At 60.0% G+C, this 15392-nt stretch carries 11 protein-coding genes; 3 read left to right on the forward strand and 8 right to left on the reverse strand.

Annotation, left to right across the window (positions count from 1 at the left end; genetic code table 11):
* Window positions 1-11: 11 nt before the first annotated feature.
* The 4 genes from BLL36_RS21345 to rpsU all read right to left on the reverse strand — a co-directional run bounded on the left by BLL36_RS21345 (window position 12) and on the right by rpsU (window position 8426).
* Window positions 12-3755: an EAL domain-containing protein gene (locus BLL36_RS21345; protein WP_076953292.1), complete on the reverse strand. Its 3744-nt coding sequence runs from the start codon at window positions 3753-3755 to the stop codon at window positions 12-14.
* Window positions 3756-3875: 120 nt separating this feature from the next.
* Window positions 3876-5726 carry an RNA polymerase sigma factor RpoD gene (rpoD, locus tag BLL36_RS21350; RefSeq protein ID WP_076953293.1) on the reverse strand — a complete coding sequence of 617 codons (1851 nt, stop codon included), beginning with the start codon at window positions 5724-5726 and terminating at the stop codon, window positions 3876-3878.
* Window positions 5727-5793: 67 nt separating this feature from the next.
* Complete coding sequence (gene dnaG / locus BLL36_RS21355; RefSeq protein ID WP_076953294.1) at window positions 5794-7764, reverse strand: DNA primase; 1971 nt, start codon at window positions 7762-7764, stop codon at window positions 5794-5796.
* 446 nt (window positions 7765-8210) lie between these two features.
* Entirely contained in the window at window positions 8211-8426 is a 216-nt protein-coding gene (gene rpsU / locus BLL36_RS21360) for a 30S ribosomal protein S21 (RefSeq protein WP_002551877.1), read from the reverse strand.
* A gap of 202 nt (window positions 8427-8628) precedes the next feature.
* Here rpsU and tsaD point away from each other — a divergent pair, with 202 nt between their 5' ends.
* The gene (tsaD, locus tag BLL36_RS21365) at window positions 8629-9654 is read left to right on the forward strand and encodes a tRNA (adenosine(37)-N6)-threonylcarbamoyltransferase complex transferase subunit TsaD (RefSeq protein WP_017739515.1); all 1026 of its coding nucleotides are present in this window, start codon (window positions 8629-8631) and stop codon (window positions 9652-9654) included.
* Between the two features lie 33 nt (window positions 9655-9687).
* On the opposite strand, the gene plsY is transcribed toward tsaD, so the two are convergent.
* Entirely contained in the window at window positions 9688-10257 is a 570-nt protein-coding gene (gene plsY / locus BLL36_RS21370) for a glycerol-3-phosphate 1-O-acyltransferase PlsY (RefSeq protein WP_076953295.1), read from the reverse strand.
* Window positions 10258-10331: 74 nt separating this feature from the next.
* On the opposite strand from plsY, the gene folB reads away from it, so the two are divergent.
* Both folB and folK read left to right on the forward strand, forming a co-directional pair.
* The gene (folB, locus tag BLL36_RS21375; protein WP_076953296.1) at window positions 10332-10685 is read left to right on the forward strand and encodes a dihydroneopterin aldolase; all 354 of its coding nucleotides are present in this window, start codon (window positions 10332-10334) and stop codon (window positions 10683-10685) included.
* Window positions 10676-11194 (forward strand): 2-amino-4-hydroxy-6-hydroxymethyldihydropteridine diphosphokinase, encoded by a 519-nt coding sequence (folK, locus tag BLL36_RS21380; protein ID WP_076953297.1) that lies wholly within the window; start codon window positions 10676-10678, stop codon window positions 11192-11194. The genes folB and folK overlap by 10 nt, the downstream gene beginning before the upstream one ends.
* Here the strand turns inward: folK and BLL36_RS21385 are convergent.
* The 3 genes from BLL36_RS21385 to BLL36_RS21395 form a co-directional block, all read right to left on the reverse strand.
* On the reverse strand, window positions 11189-12418 hold the full coding sequence (locus tag BLL36_RS21385; RefSeq protein ID WP_076953298.1) for a multifunctional CCA addition/repair protein: 1230 nt from the start codon (window positions 12416-12418) through the stop codon (window positions 11189-11191). The genes folK and BLL36_RS21385 overlap by 6 nt on opposite strands.
* A 63-nt stretch (window positions 12419-12481) precedes the next feature.
* On the reverse strand, window positions 12482-14044 hold the full coding sequence (locus BLL36_RS21390; RefSeq protein WP_076953299.1) for a SpoVR family protein: 1563 nt from the start codon (window positions 14042-14044) through the stop codon (window positions 12482-12484).
* Complete coding sequence (locus BLL36_RS21395; protein WP_076953300.1) at window positions 14041-15312, reverse strand: YeaH/YhbH family protein; 1272 nt, start codon at window positions 15310-15312, stop codon at window positions 14041-14043. Before BLL36_RS21395 ends, BLL36_RS21390 begins: the two co-directional genes overlap by 4 nt.
* Window positions 15313-15392 lie beyond the last annotated feature (80 nt).

The raw sequence follows: 15392 nt of genomic DNA on the forward strand, positions 1-15392 counted from the left end.
CAGGTCGCGGATTATAACGATGGTTTCCCCACTGTGCCATCCGAAAAATCCTCAATGCTCATACGAAGAAACGTCGCGGCAAAAAGCTCGGGCGGTAGCGGCAGGCTGACGATGTAGCCCTGCATCTGTTCGCAGCCTTCAGCCGCCAGGAAAGCCTGTTGCGCCGTGTTCTCCACGCCTTCGGCAATGATGGTGAATTGCATGCTGTGGCCCAGGGCGATGATGGCGCGCACGATGGCGGCGTCGTGGGGGTCGTCGGGCAGGCCGCGGACGAAGGATTGGTCGATTTTGAGGAAGTCCAGCGGCAGGCGCTTGAGGTAGCTCAAGGACGAATAACCGGTGCCAAAGTCATCAATGGCAAGCTGTACGCCCAGGTCCTTGAGTTGGTGCAGGACCTCCAGTGCTTCTTCGGCCTGGCTCATGATGAAGTTTTCGGTGATCTCCAGTTGCAGGCGGCCTGGGGCGAGCCGGTAGTCGTGCAGCAGTTGTTCGATACGGCCCAGCAAGCCGGGATGGCGCAGTTGGGCGCCCGCCAGGTTGACCGACAGCGGACCGAAGTTGTCGAAGGTGCCCTGCCAGGCATGCAGCTGTCGGCAGGCTTGTTCGAGCACCCAGTCGCCGATCTGCAGGATCATGCCGTTTTCTTCGGCAAGGGCAATAAAGTGTTCGGGCGGCACGTCGCCAAAGGTGGGGTGGCGCCAACGGATCAGTGCTTCGGCACCGATCAGTTCCTGGGTCGCCAGGCTCAGTTTGGGCTGGTAGCACAAGCTCAGTTCGTTGCGCTCGATAGCGCGGCGCAGCTCGTGTTCGAGTGCCACGCGTTCGTTGGCCTGCGCGGTGAGATCGCTGGTGTAGCTTTCGACCCGGTTACGCCCCTTGGCCTTGGAGCGATACATCGCGGCGTCGGCATTCTTGACCAGCGTGGCGACATCCGTGCCGTCCTGGGGGTACAAGCTGGTGCCGATGCTGGCACTGATAAAGAACTCATGTTCACCCGCCTGGAAGGGCGGGGCGAAGCAGGCCAGCAGTTTATTGGCCAGGTACTCGGCGTCGCTCGCGTGCTGCAGGCCAGGGAGCAGGATGATGAATTCGTCACCGCCCAGGCGCGCGACGGTATCGATGTCACGCAGTTGCTCCTTGAGGCGCACGGCGATGCCCTTGAGCAGCAAGTCGCCTATCGGATGGCCGAGGCTGTCGTTGATGTGCTTGAAACGATCCAGGTCCAGAAACAGCACGGCGCCTTGCTTGCCGGTTTCCTGATGCCCGTTGAGGGCGGCCTGCAGCCGGCTTTCGAACAGCGTGCGGTTGGGCAGGCCGGTCAGCGGGTCGTGGTGTGCCTGGTAGTCGAGGCGGGCCTGGGCCAGCTTGAGGCTGGAGATGTCGGCAAACACCGCGACGAAGTGGGTGATCACCTGGTCGCGGTTGCGCACGGCGCTGATGGTCAGCCAACTGGGGTACAGCTCGCCGTCCTTGCGCCGGTTGGATATCTCGCCCTGCCAGTGGCCGTGGGCGGCCAGTTGATGCCACATGGCGGCATAGAAGGCGCTGTCATGCAGGCCGGAGGCAAGCAAACGAGGGGTCTGGCCGAGGGCTTCGGCCTCGCTGTAGCCGGTGATCTCGGTGAAGGCTCGGTTGACTGCGCTGATGTTCTGGTGGATATCGGTGATCAACACGCCTTCGGCTGTGCTTTCGAACACCGTGGCGGCCTGTTGCAGTTTTTCCTGCATCAACTGGCGTTCGGTAATGTCCCGCGCGATGGTGAGCATGCAGTCCTCATTGCCAATGCTCATGGGGCGGCTGGACACTTCACACAGGCGAATCTGGCCATCGCTGCGACGGATATGGCAGACATAGTCACGCACAAAGCCATCGCGCTGCATCATTTCCAGCAGGTGTTTGCGTTCGTTGAGGTCGACCCAGATGCCCAGGTCCAGCGTCGATTGGGCGAGCGATGTTGCGCTGGAAAACCCGGTGATGCGAGTGAAGCCGTCGTTCACTTCAATCAGCAGGCCGTCCCGCTGGCGGCTCAGCAGCAGGCCATCGGGGGAGGCGTGGAAGGCCTTGGCGAATTTCTCTTCGGAGGTCTGCAGCAACTGCTGGGTTTCCTTGAGTTGGGTGATGTCGCGCACCACCACCACGATGGCTTCCGTGGTATCAAGTTGAAACGGCTCGGCGGAAATCAGCCCCGTGAAGGCTTGGCCGTTACTGCGCAGGAAGGGCATTTCCAGGTTGCGGATGCTGGTGGTCTGCATCCGTTGCAGCAAGTCAGGGCCAATCCCTTGAATGTCCCAGATATCCAACTCCGTGACCCTTCTGCCGATCACGTCTTCGGCCCTCAGGCCAATCTGGTCCTCGAATGCCTTGTTCACCTCCAGCAGGCAGCCATCGGACAGCCGTGCGATCAACAGCATGTCCGGGCACTGCTGGAACACCGAGGCAAATTTTTGCTCGGACAGTTGCAGGGCTTCCTCGGTGCGCTTGGCCTCGCTGATATCAATCATCAAGCCGCGCAGTACGGGCTCATGGCCGTGCTCGATCAGGCTGACAATGTCCCGTACCCATAAGCAGCGGCCGTCGGCGGTGATGACCCGGTAATCAACGCTGTGGTCACGGTTGGCACGGGTTTCCCGGTAGCAGTAGGCTTCGGTGCGGATCAGGTCGGCGGGGTGAATGATGTTGCGCCAGAAGCCTGGAATCAGCCAGTGGGCGCGGGGATACCCCAGCAGGTCTTCGGCGTGGGGTGACACGTAGCTGTAGGTGAAGTCGGCAATGCTGGCTTCCCAGGCGATGGCGGACAGACTCTCCACCAGGCCGCGATAGTGATATTCGCTGCTGCGCAGTTCCTGTTCGAGGGCAACGCGGCGGGAAATTTCTGAACTGAGCCGGCGATTGATCCGGATCACGATGGCCAATACGGTGCTCAACAGCAAAACCGCCGGCAGGCCGTACAGCAACAAGTCAGACCAGAAGGTGCGGTGGTCGGTGAAGCTGCCCACCCAACGCTGCTGGATGGCGTTGGTTTCTTCCGGGCTCAGGTCGGCGAGCACCTTGTCCAGAATGCCCACCAGCATGTGGTCGTCGCGGGGTACGCCCATCGCCAGTTGATAGCGGTAGGGCGTTTCGCCACTGACGTACAAGCCGTCAAGCTTGAGCTCGCGCAGGTTCCACACCGTCGAAGCCAAGTCGCTGACCACGGTGTCGACTTCACCGGTGGCCAGTGCCTGCAGGGTCGAGCTGACGTTGGGCAATGCAATCAAGTTGAGATCGGGGTGATGGGTTCGCAGCAGTTCGTGAGGGGAATAGTTCTCGACCACCGCCACCTTCAGCCCGTAGAGGTCTTTGAGATTGCGGGGACGAGCACCGCCTTCATGCGCAAGGATGACCATCGGAAAGTCAATGTAGGGTCGCGTGAATGCCAGGTAGTTTTGTCGCTCCGGTGTCGACATGACGCTGGGTATGAGGTCCAGCTGATTGTCTCGCGCCATCTCCAGAACGGCGCCCCAGGTGGGTGGTTCGATAAGCTTGATCCTCACGCCGAGGCGGTCCTGGATCAGGCGCACGTAATCCGCCGCCAAGCCTTGGTAGCGGCCAACTTCATCACGGTATTCAAAGGGTGGCCATGACGCGTCCACCCCCAGGCGCAGTTCCTGATGGTCCGCCAGCCAGGCACGCTCATCATCAGTGAGCGTCAGCGCGCCAGCCGTTGCGGTCCAGGTCAGCAGCCACAGCAAACACAGAGCCGGCAGTCTGGGCATAACGGTCTCGTTATGGCACGGGGAATGTTTCGAGTGTAGACGGGCTTTTGGGGGAGGGATCTGGCGCGGGGTTTTATCTGTAGAAAACAAAACCCCCGGCCTGGGCCGGGGGTTCTGGTATCACTCGTCGAGGAAGGAGCGCAAATGCTCGCTTCGCGTCGGGTGGCGCAACTTGCGCAGCGCCTTGGCTTCGATCTGACGGATCCGCTCGCGGGTCACGTCAAACTGCTTACCGACTTCCTCAAGGGTGTGGTCGGTATTCATATCGATGCCGAAACGCATGCGCAATACCTTGGCTTCACGGGCAGTGAGGCCGGACAGTACGTCGCGAGTCGCTTCTTTAAGGCTCTCAACGGTGGCGACATCGATGGGCGACTGCATGGTCGAGTCTTCGATGAAGTCACCCAGGTGGGAGTCTTCGTCATCACCAATCGGGGTTTCCATGGAGATCGGCTCTTTAGCGATCTTCAACACCTTGCGGATTTTATCCTCAGGCATTTCCATGCGTTCGCCCAGCTCTTCCGGAGTCGGTTCGCGACCCATTTCCTGCAACATCTGCCGGGAAATACGGTTGAGCTTGTTGATGGTCTCGATCATGTGCACCGGAATACGAATGGTGCGGGCCTGGTCGGCAATCGAGCGAGTGATCGCCTGACGGATCCACCAGGTGGCATAAGTCGAGAACTTGTAGCCGCGACGGTATTCGAACTTGTCCACAGCCTTCATCAAGCCGATGTTGCCTTCCTGGATCAGATCGAGGAATTGCAGGCCACGGTTGGTGTATTTCTTGGCGATGGAGATCACCAGACGCAAGTTGGCTTCGACCATCTCTTTCTTCGCGCGGCGGGCCTTGGCCTCACCGATCGACATGCGACGGTTGATGTCCTTGATCTCGGCAATCGTCAGGCCGGTTTCGGTCTGCAGCGCGATCAGCTTTTGCTGGCAACGAATGATGTCCGGCTGCAGGCGACCGATGGCTTCGGCGTATTTCGCCTTGCCCTTGGCCAGTGCATCGGTCCAGCTTTCGTCGACTTCGTTGCCCGGGAACTGGCGCAGGAAGTCGGCACGCGGCATGCGCGCATCACGGACACAGAGCTGCATGATTGCACGCTCTTGTGCACGCAGGCGCTCAAGGGCGCTGCGGACACGCTCGACCAGGCCTTCGAATTGCTTCGGCACCAGCTTGATCGGCATGAACAGCTCAGCCAGGGCAACCAGCTCGGCGATTGCCTGCTTGTTGGAACGGCCGTGCTTCTTCAGCGCCTTGCGGGTGATTTCCATCTGATCGGAAACCGCACCAAAACGCTGGGCAGCCACGACCGGATCCGGACCGCTTTCAACTTCATCTTCGTCGTCGCTGCTGGCTTCAGCATCGTCGTCTTCGGTTTCGTCGTCAGCTTTAACGGCTTTCGGGTCGACAGGCGGCGGCACTTCGGCGGCAGGCGGCGCGATGCCGTCGTCCGGGTCGATGTAGCCACTCAGCACGTCGGACAGGCGACCGCCTTCGGTGGTGACTCGGGTGTACTCGGAGAGAATGTGGTCAACCGTGCCAGGGAAGTGCGCAATTGCGCCCATCACTTCACGGATGCCCTCTTCGATACGCTTGGCGATTTCGATTTCGCCTTCGCGTGTCAGCAGCTCGACGGTACCCATTTCACGCATATACATGCGCACAGGGTCTGTCGTGCGACCAATATCGGTCTCTACTGCAGCCAGCGCGGCCGCCGCTTCTTCAGCGGCGGCCTCGTCGGTATCGGCGTCGGCCAGCATAAGGGAATCCTTATCTGGCGCGACTTCGAATACGTTGATCCCCATGTCGTTAATCATGCGGATGATGTCTTCCACCTGCTCTGGATCTGAAATATCCTCAGGCAGGTGGTCGTTGACCTCCGCGTAAGTCAGGTAGCCCTGCTCACGACCGAGAACGATCAACTCTTTGATACGAGACTGCTGTTGCGCTTTTCCGGACATAACACCCTATCCACTGAAGGTCTTGGCGGGCAAAAAACAAGCCGAGGATTATACCCGAGCTGTGACCTCACACGCCAGCTGAGGTCGGGTTTGATGCGCAAACGTTCTGTTTTAAGAGGTCGCGCATCTGTTTTGCTATCTGAATTTTCTCTTCAGCCGACAAATCCGGCTGTCTTGCTCGCTTGATGAGCTCATCGAGGGTCTGCGTGTGCTGACCCGCGGATAACCTATTAATGGTGTCTAAAAACTGTTGTTCAAGGTTGTCGCCGTCAATTAGCCACTCCTTTTCCGCGAGCGCTTTCAACAGCCGGCCTTGTTCGGTGCCGTGCCAGCGCGCCATCAGCTGAATTGAGTTTAGCTTGGGATTTTTCTGTACCGCTTCGATCAAGGCGATCAGCACCTGGGCATAAGTATTGCTCGCGTTGGCAAAATGATCGGCGCTCTCAACCTTGCCCGCCAGCTGCGGGTGATGAATGAGCGTACGCAGCGCAATGAGCGTTGGCGCTTCAACGGCCACGGGCGTTCGCGGGGTGTAGGGCTCGTCGCGATCGCCGCGCTTGCCGTTCTTGCTCCAGGGTTTCTTGTCCCATTTCTTGCCGCCGGCGCCGGGTTTTTTCGGCGTCCACTCCTGCTGGGGCGCGTAGGCGTCCTGCGGTTGGTGGAAGTCGGCATAGTCCGGCATGGCGTCGTAATCCATGCCAGGGTCGTACGCCGGTGGTGCATCCTGCGGTGCGTTGTGCACCAGTTGGCTGACGGCCTCGCCGCTCAAACCGGTGATTTCCAGCAGGCGCATGCGCATCAGTGATTTCAGGTTGGCGCCGGGGACTTTGTCGATCAGCGGTGCCGCGAGGGTGGCCATGTGGGCCTTGCCTTCGAGGGAGCGCGGGTCAGCTTCTTCGGTCAGTTGCTGGAAGAAATAGTCCGCCAGCGGCTGTGCGTGTTGATTGATGCGCGCGCGGAAGGCGTCGGTGCCCTCGGAGCGCACCAGGGTGTCCGGGTCTTCGCCTTCTGGCAGGAACAGGAAGCGTGCGCGACGCCCGTCCTGCAGGCTCGACAGTGTCGCCTCAAGCGCGCGCCAAGCGGCGTTGCGGCCGGCCTGGTCGCCGTCGAAGCAGAACAGCACGCTGGGCACCACGCGAAACAGGCGCTTCATGTGTTCTTCGCTGGTAGCGGTGCCAAGCGTGGCCACGGCGTTGCGCAGGCCCTGTTGTGCGAGCGCGATCACGTCCATGTAGCCTTCAACCACGATGATCTCGTCGAGGTTGCGGTTGTTCTTGCGTGCTTCAAACAGGCCGTAGAGTTCCTGGCCCTTGTGGAATACCGGGGTCTCCGGGGAGTTCAGGTACTTGGGTTTGTCATCCCCCAGCACCCGGCCACCAAAGGCGATGATGCGGCCACGGCTGTCGCGGATCGGGAACATCACGCGGTCGCGGAAGCGGTCATAGCGCTTGCCGGTCTCGGCGTTTTCCACCAGCAGGCCGGCATCGATCATGGCTTTTTGCTGGAGCGTGTCGCTGCTCAAGTGCTTGTACAGGTTGTCCCAGCCGGGCGGGGCGAAACCGAGGCCGAAGTCGCGCGCGATTTCACCGGTGAGGCCGCGGCCTTTGAGGTAGTCGACGGCGGCTTTGCGCTGCGGATGGCTTTTAAGTGCCTGACGGTAAAAGTCGGCCGCGGCGGTCAGCAGCGGGTAGAGCGGCGAATCGGTGGGTTGTCGCGGTTTGTGTGGGCGGCCACTTTCTTCGCGGGGGACTTCCATGCCCGCCGCTTTCGCCAGGTCCTCGATAGCCTGGGGGAAGTCCAGGTTGTCGTGGTCCATGAGAAAGCCCAGGGCGTTGCCGCCGGCGCCGCAACCGAAGCAGTAGTAGAACTGCTTGTCGGGGCTGACGCTGAACGAGGGGGTCTTTTCCTTGTGGAACGGGCAGCAGGCGGTGTAATTCTTGCCGGCTTTTTTCAGTTGCACGCGCGAGCTGACAACATCGACGATGTCGGTGCGGTTCAGAAGGTCGTCAATAAAGCTCTGGGGAATCAGCCCGGCCATGGCGTTCTCGTCATCACTGCGTGTAAATGAGGGTCCATCAAGTGTTCAAGCGCACGCATCGTGTGGCTCGATCATCAAATGCCTGCGTGGGCTTTCAGGAAGTGTATCTGCCGCGCATTCACTGACGTTAATTTCAATCAGCTTTTCGGCATGGAAATGTTGCCCCGGCATCCGGTCTTGGCCAATGGCGGGCCTCGGAAGCGCATTGTCGGGCACAGCCGATACAGTTGATCGCCTGCTTGAAGAATGAGTGTGCTCGTCAGTAGCCTTGTTAGGCTCGTCAGAAAAGACGTGCACCGCTGGCAGAAACGCCAGTCCTGACGTGTGAAGCAGGTGTTTCGGTCGCATGTGCGGCGTCAACAGTGAAACATCAAGCGATATCCGCAAATGCCATTAGCCCGGCTGAGGGCCGGGCTTGGCAGAAGCTTGCTACGAACGTCTGTGTATTAGTACAGACGAACGGCGCGGCGCTGTTCGCGCTGAACTTTCTTGGCGTGACGCTTAACAGCGGCTGCTGCTTTACGCTTACGCTCAGAAGTTGGCTTCTCATAAAATTCGCGGCTACGAACTTCAGCCAGTACACCGGCTTTTTCGCAGGAGCGCTTGAAACGACGCAGAGCTACGTCGAAGGGTTCGTTCTCTTTAACTTTGACGGCTGGCATCCAGAGCTACCTTCTTTCATTACCGGGATCAACGTTCTCGTCGCAAAAAATTCGCGGCTGAGGTCGTCGGTTTTTAAGGGTTGCGGATGTTAACCCCTCATTGACCGGAATGCAAAGCCTCTGATCGAAAACCGCTAGTCGGGAGGGGGAGCGGCGACTATTATGCGCGCCTTCGAATCTAGCCTCTACAAGGCGCAAACCCATGCTAGTACTGGGACTTGAAACCTCCTGCGACGAAACCGGTGTCGCACTTTACGACAGTGAACGCGGGCTCTTGGCCGATGCGCTGTTCAGCCAGATCGACCTGCACCGTGCCTATGGCGGCGTGGTGCCGGAGCTGGCCAGCCGTGATCACGTCAAACGCATGCTGCCCCTGATCCGCCAGGTGCTGGATGAGGCCGGCTGTGTGCCGACCGAGATCGACGCCATCGCCTACACCGCGGGCCCTGGATTGGTCGGAGCCCTGCTGGTTGGGGCCTCTTGCGCCCAAGCGCTGGCATTTGCCTGGGGCATTCCGGCCCTGGGCGTGCACCATATGGAAGGCCATTTATTGGCACCGATGCTGGAAAAAACACCCCCTGAGTTCCCGTTCGTCGCTTTGTTGGTTTCAGGCGGCCATACGCAGTTGGTTCAGGTGGATGGTATCGGCCAATACACCCTGTTGGGTGAGTCCCTGGATGACGCCGCCGGCGAGGCATTCGACAAGACCGCGAAGATGATGGGCCTCAATTATCCCGGTGGCCCGGAAATCGCGCGTCTGGCCGAAAAAGGCGTTGCCGGGCGCTACACCTTCCCGCGCCCGATGTGCGATCGCCCTGGCCTGATGTTCAGTTTCAGTGGTTTGAAGACCTCTGCGCTGAATACCTGGCAGCACAGCGTCAGCGCCGGGGACGACAGTGAGCAAGCCCGTTGCGACATCGCACTGGCGTTCCAGCAGGCCGTGGTGGAGACTTTGACCATCAAGTGCAAGCGCGCCCTGAAACAGGCAGGCATGAAGCGCCTGGTGATTGCGGGCGGCGTCAGCGCCAACAAGGCCTTGCGCACTTCACTGGAAAAAATGCTCGGCGACATGAAAGGCGATGTGTTCTACGCCCGGCCCGAGTTCTGCACGGACAACGGTGCGATGATTGCCTATGCCGGTTGCCAACGCTTGCAAGCGGGCCAGCACGAAAGCCTGGCGATCAGTGTGCAGGCACGCTGGCCGATGGAGCAGTTGTCGCCGCTGTAAGGCCGCAACGTGAGTCGGGCTCACCGGACGTATTTAGAAATGCCGTTCGCGCCCGGCAAACAGGTCGCGTAAATTGCCGCGGTGGCGCCATACGATCAGCAGTGTCAGCACGCTCATCGGCAGCAGCGCCGCCGGTTCTTGCCAGGCCAGCAGCGGCAGGGTGAGCGGGGTCGCGATCAAGGCGGCGAGTGAGCTGGTGCGGGTCAGGTAGAACGTCAGTAGCCAGGCGAGCACGGCCAGCAAGGCCGCTGGGGGGTAGATCCCCAGCAACATGCCGGCTGCCGTGGCGACGCCTTTGCCGCCGCGAAAACGGAAGTACAGTGGGAACAGGTGGCCGAGGACGGCGCACACGCCGATCCAGGCCTGTTGTTGCAGGGTAAGACCGGCGAGGCTGGCGATCATGACGGGCAACAAGCCTTTGCATACGTCGCCCAGCAGCGTGAGTACGGCGAGTTTCCTGCCGGCCAGGCGCAACATATTGGTGGCGCCGGCATTGCCTGAGCCACTCATTCGCGGGTCGGGATTTCCCGTCAGGCGGCTGAGCAAAATGGCGAAGGACAGCGAGCCGAGCAGGTAGGCGAAAGTCGCCAGTGACCAAAACATGCTAACTATTCCGGGCGAGGACGCCCTGATTCTAACGGGGCATCGCGCCCTTGTCGTGCTGCGGAGAAGAGTGCTTGGACAGAGTGTTTATCGAAGGCCTGGAAGTCGACACCGTGATCGGGGCCTACGACTGGGAGCGCGGAATCCGCCAATGCCTGCGCCTGGACCTGAGCTTCGCCTGGGACAACCGCCCGGCCGCCGCGGGTGACGACCTGACCCTGGCGCTGGATTACGCCAGCGTGTCCGCCCGCATCCAGGCTTTTGCCGAGCAGGCCCAGTACCAGCTGGTCGAAACGTTTGCCGAGCGCCTGGCCGAAGTACTGATGAGTGAATTCCGGATTCCCTGGCTGCACCTCAAGTTGACCAAGCCAGGTGCCGTGCCGGCTGCCAAGGGCGTGGGCGTGGAGATCGAGCGCGGATGTCGCTAACTCAGGTTTACCTTGGCCTAGGCAGCAATATCGAGCGCGAGTCGCATCTGCGCGCCGGCCTTGATGCGCTGGCAGGTTTCTTGACCGATGTGCGTTGCTCGCCGGTGTTCGAAAGCCAGCCGGTGGGCATCAAGAGCGGGCCGTTCTTCAACCTGGTGGTGTCGGCTTACACCGACCTGTCCTTGATGGAACTGGATCGCCGGTTGAAATTCATCGAGGCCGATAACGGCCGCTATGCGCCAGACCGCAAGGGCCTGCCGCTGGATATCGATGTGTTGTTGTATGGCGATCTGGTGGGCAACTTCGATGGCTTGATCCTGCCGCGTGCAGAAATCCTCAAGAACGCCTTTGTGCTGTGGCCACTGTCGTTGATGGCGCCTGAGCGTGTGCATCCTGAAGCGGGCAAGACCCTGGCTGAGCTGTGGCGCGATGCGCAGATTGACCAGGTGCTGGCGCCTGTCGGTTTCGAATGGCAGGGCCAGCAACTGACGCCGGATGCGCTCCTATAGGGACTGCCGTTCCTTGTAGGCCTTCAACGCCTTATGCCGTTCGCGCTTGAGTGCCTCCCCCAATTCGGGGCCTTTGAAGCCTTTCTCCAGCAGCGGCGCAACGGCGACTTCGCGCGCCGCCTTCGCCGCCCCGCGTAAATAATCCGCCTGTGGATAACTTCTTTGTTCCAGGCCCTTGCGGCCTCGGGCATCCATCTCGCAGGCGACGACAAACTCTTCAAAGCGCTGCGGCCGGCGGTAAACGTCGAAACTCTGCAGCAGCTCCAGCAACGTCGAAGCTTTCAGCTCCAGAGCACGGTGGCCGTGGGTGTGATACTGGCCCACCAGCAGCGCCAATTCCTGGCAGTCCTTGGGTACCTTGAAGCGCTCGCTGACGGCCTTGATCAGCTTCAAGCCCCGATGTTCATGGGCAATGTGCTGCGGCAACTTATCCACAGGTGTCGTGCCTTTGCCCAAGTCGTGAAGCAGGCAGGCCCAGCGCACGGTCAGTGGTTGCTGATGCAAGGCCGCTTGTTCCAGCACGCTCAAGGTGTGTATGCCGGTATCGATTTCAGGGTGGTGGGCTTCGGGTTGTGGCACACCGAACAGCGCATCGACCTCGGGCATCAAGGTTGCCAGCGCAGTACAGTCGCGCAGCACTTGGATAAAGACCTGGGGCTGGTCTTCCATCAGTGCCCGGGAGATTTCTTTCCAACTGCGCTCCGGCGTCAGGGCTTGCAGTTCGCCGGACGCGCTGAGCTGACGCATCAGTGCGAGTGTTTCCGGCGCGACGGTAAAACCCAGGTGAGCGTACCGCGCGGCAAAGCGCGCAACGCGCAGAACTCGCAAGGGATCCTCGGCGAATGCCGGGGAAACATGCCGCAGAATGCGTGACTTAAGATCGCGCTGGCCGTGATAAGGATCGGTCAGGTTGCCGTCATCGTCTTGCGCCATGGCATTGATGGTCAGGTCGCGACGGATCAGGTCTTCTTCCAGCGTGACCTCGGGGCTGGCGTGAAACACAAAGCCGCCATAACCCCGGCCGCTCTTGCGTTCCGTGCGGGCCAGTGCGTATTCATCGCCGTTTTTCGGGTCGAGGAACACCGGGAAGTCAGCGCCAACCGGCTTGTAACCCTTGGCCAGCATCTCTTCGGCAGTTGCGCCCACGACAACGCGGTCGATATCGGTGACCGGGATGCCCAAGAGACGGTCCCGTACCGCACCGCCGACTTTGTAGATTTTCATGAAAAAGCCTCCATTAGCGCCACAGGATACCGTCTGTGCCTGGCTAATGGAGGGTTTGCCGTTTCAGAGATGGACGACGGCGAGGTCCAGGCGGCCGTAGTCGTCGTTATGATCGTTGCGCGGCGGTACGTGGTGGGTCTTCATCACTTGGTCGCCCTGCAGGGTTTCCAGGTGAATGTCGAAGCCCCACAGCCGATGCAGGTGCTTGAGCACTTCCTCGGTGGACTCGCCCAACGGTTTGCGGTCGTGCTGCTGGTGACGCAAGGTTAGCGAGCGATCGCCACGCACATCGATGCTGTAGATCTGCACGTTGGGCTCACGGTTGCCCAGGTTGTACTGCGCCGCCAGCGTTTCGCGGATGGTGCGGTAGCCAGGCTCATCGTGAATGGCCGGTACCACAAGGTCGTCCTTGAGGTCGTCGTCGAGGATGCTGAACAGCTTGAGGTCCCGAATCACCTGCGGTGACAGGTACTGCAGGATAAAGCTCTCATCCTTGAAGCTGCTCATGGCGAACTTGATGGTGGACAGCCAATCGCTGCCGGCGATTTCGGGGAACCAGCGGCGGTCTTCCTCGGTGGGGTGTTCGCACATGCGCCGAATATCGCGGTACATGGCGAAACCCAGCGCATACGGGTTGATGCCGTTGTAATAAGGGCTGTCGAAGCCGGGCTGGAATACCACGCTGGTGTGGGACGTGAGGAACTCCATCATGAAACCGTCGGTGACCAGGCCTTCGTCGTAAAGGTCGTTCATCAGCGTGTAGTGCCAGAACGTCGCCCAGCCTTCGTTCATCACCTGGGTCTGGCGCTGTGGATAAAAGTACTGGGCGATCTTGCGCACGATACGCACGATTTCCCGTTGCCAGGGCTCGAGCAGCGGCGCGTGTTTTTCCAGGAAATATAGGATGTTTTCCTGAGGTTCGCTGGGGAAGCGCGCATTGTCCTTTTCATTGTTTTTGTCGGCGCGCTTGGGAATGGTGCGCCACAGATCGTTGATCTGCTTCTGCAGGTGCTCCTCGCGCTCCTTCTGGCGCAGGCGCTCTTCTTCGGCGGAAATCGGGTACGGGCGTTTGTAGCGGTCCACGCCGTAGTTCATGAGCGCATGGCACGAGTCGAGCAGGTCTTCCACCGCATCGATGCCGTGGCGTTCCTCGCACTGCATGATGTACTGCTTGGCGAACACCAGATAGTCGATGATCGAACTGGCATCGGTCCATGTGCGGAACAGGTAGTTGCCCTTGAAGAAGCTGTTGTGCCCATAGCAGGCGTGAGCCACCACCAGCGCCTGCATGCAGATGGTGTTTTCTTCCATCAGGTAGGCAATGCATGGGTCGGAGTTGATCACGATCTCGTATGCCAGACCCATCTGGCCACGGGTGTAGGACTTCTCCGTGCTGAGGAAGTGTTTGCCATAGGACCAATGGTGATACCCCAGTGGCATGCCGACGGAGGCGTACGCATCCATCATCTGCTCGGCGGTGATCACTTCGATCTGGTTGGGATAGGTGTCCAGGGCATAACCCGCCGCGATGCGGCTTATTTCCCGGTCATAGGCCTGGATCAGTTCAAAGGTCCACTCGGAACCTGTGGAAATCGGTTGGCGCTTATGCTCTTTTTTGGCGGTCATGTCACTAACCTGCGCTGGAAGAGTTCACGGAAGACCGGGTATATATCGCCGGCCGAGACCAGTTGCTGTTGGGCGAACGTATCGGTAAAGGCTTCGCCGATGCGCTCGTATTCGAACCACAGGGCCTGGTGCTCACGGGGGGTGATTTCAACGTACGTGTAGTACTGCACGAATGGCATGATCTGGTTGATCAGGATGTCGCGGCAGATGGGCGAGTCGTCATTCCAGTTGTCACCGTCCGATGCCTGGGCGGCGTAGATGTTCCATTCGTTGGCGGGGTAGCGCTCGGCCATGATCTCCTGCATCAGCTTCAGGGCGCTGGAGACGATGGTGCCACCCGTTTCCCGCGAGTAGAAGAATTCTTCTTCGTCCACTTCCCGGGCGCTGGTGTGATGGCGGATGAACACTACGTCGATCTTGTCGTAGTTCCGCTTCAGGAACAGGTACAGCAGGATAAAGAAGCGCTTGGCGATATCCTTGGTGGCCTGGGTCATGGAGCCGGATACGTCCATCAGGCAGAACATCACCGCCTTGGAGCTGGGGTTGGGTTGCTTGACCAATAAGTTGTACTTCAAGTCGAAGGTATCAAGGAACGGCACGCGGTGAATACGCGCGCTGAGCTTCTCGATTTCAGCCTCGATTTGCTGGATATCGCCGAAATTGTCCGGCTCTTCGCGCTTCAAGCGCGCCAGCTCTTCCTTGGCTTCCTTCAGTTTGGCGCGACTGCTGCCCGACAAGGCAATGCGCCGGGCGTGGGCTGAGCGCAGTGTGCGGATGATATTGATGCGGGACGGGTTGCCTTCGTTGCTGATCCCGGCGCGCACGGTCTTGAATGTGTCGGTGCCTGTCAGGTGGCGCTTGACCAGGTTGGGCAGCTCCAGGTCCTCGAACATGAACTCGAGAAATTCCTCCTGGGTGATCTGGAACACGAACTCGTCCATGCCTTCGCCGGAGTTGCCCGCCTTGCCTGGGCCCTTGCCGCCGCCACCGCCTTGGGGACGCTGGATGTGCTCACCGGTGGTGAATTCCTTGTTACCCGGATGCACGACGGTCTGCTTGCCGCCCCGGCCGTGGTGCAGCACCGGTTCGTCGATGTCCCGTCCGGGAATGCTGATTTGTTCGCCATGCTCCATGTCAGTGATGGAGCGGCGGCTGACGGCCTCTTCGACGGCCTTTTTGATGTGGCCACGGTAACGCCGCAGGAAACGCTGGCGGTTTACCGTGCTTTTGTTCTTGCCATTGAGGCGACGGTCGATCACATAGCTCATGGGGAGCCCTCCGGGCAGCTTCACGTTACAAGCTTCAAGCCGCGAGCTGGAAGCTTAGAGACAAGCGGTCGGCTGCCAGG

It is taken from the genome of Pseudomonas cedrina subsp. cedrina (genome assembly GCF_001983175.1).
GTDB classification, from domain to species: domain Bacteria; phylum Pseudomonadota; class Gammaproteobacteria; order Pseudomonadales; family Pseudomonadaceae; genus Aquipseudomonas; species Aquipseudomonas cedrina.

Excerpts from the sequence above, each read along its gene's own strand:
- BLL36_RS21345 (WP_076953292.1), bottom strand. The coding sequence starts at position 3,755 with ATGCCCAGACTGCCGGCTCTGTGTTTGCTGTGGCTGCTGACCTGGACC.
- rpoD (WP_076953293.1), bottom strand. The coding sequence starts at position 5,726 with ATGTCCGGAAAAGCGCAACAGCAGTCTCGTATCAAAGAGTTGATCGTT.
- dnaG (WP_076953294.1), bottom strand. The coding sequence starts at position 7,764 with ATGGCCGGGCTGATTCCCCAGAGCTTTATTGACGACCTTCTGAACCGC.
- rpsU (WP_002551877.1), bottom strand. The coding sequence starts at position 8,426 with ATGCCAGCCGTCAAAGTTAAAGAGAACGAACCCTTCGACGTAGCTCTG.
- tsaD (WP_017739515.1), top strand. The coding sequence starts at position 8,629 with ATGCTAGTACTGGGACTTGAAACCTCCTGCGACGAAACCGGTGTCGCA.
- plsY (WP_076953295.1), bottom strand. The coding sequence starts at position 10,257 with ATGTTTTGGTCACTGGCGACTTTCGCCTACCTGCTCGGCTCGCTGTCC.
- folK (WP_076953297.1), top strand. The coding sequence starts at position 10,676 with ATGTCGCTAACTCAGGTTTACCTTGGCCTAGGCAGCAATATCGAGCGC.
- BLL36_RS21385 (WP_076953298.1), bottom strand. The coding sequence starts at position 12,418 with ATGAAAATCTACAAAGTCGGCGGTGCGGTACGGGACCGTCTCTTGGGC.
- BLL36_RS21390 (WP_076953299.1), bottom strand. The coding sequence starts at position 14,044 with ATGACCGCCAAAAAAGAGCATAAGCGCCAACCGATTTCCACAGGTTCC.
- BLL36_RS21395 (WP_076953300.1), bottom strand. The coding sequence starts at position 15,312 with ATGAGCTATGTGATCGACCGTCGCCTCAATGGCAAGAACAAAAGCACG.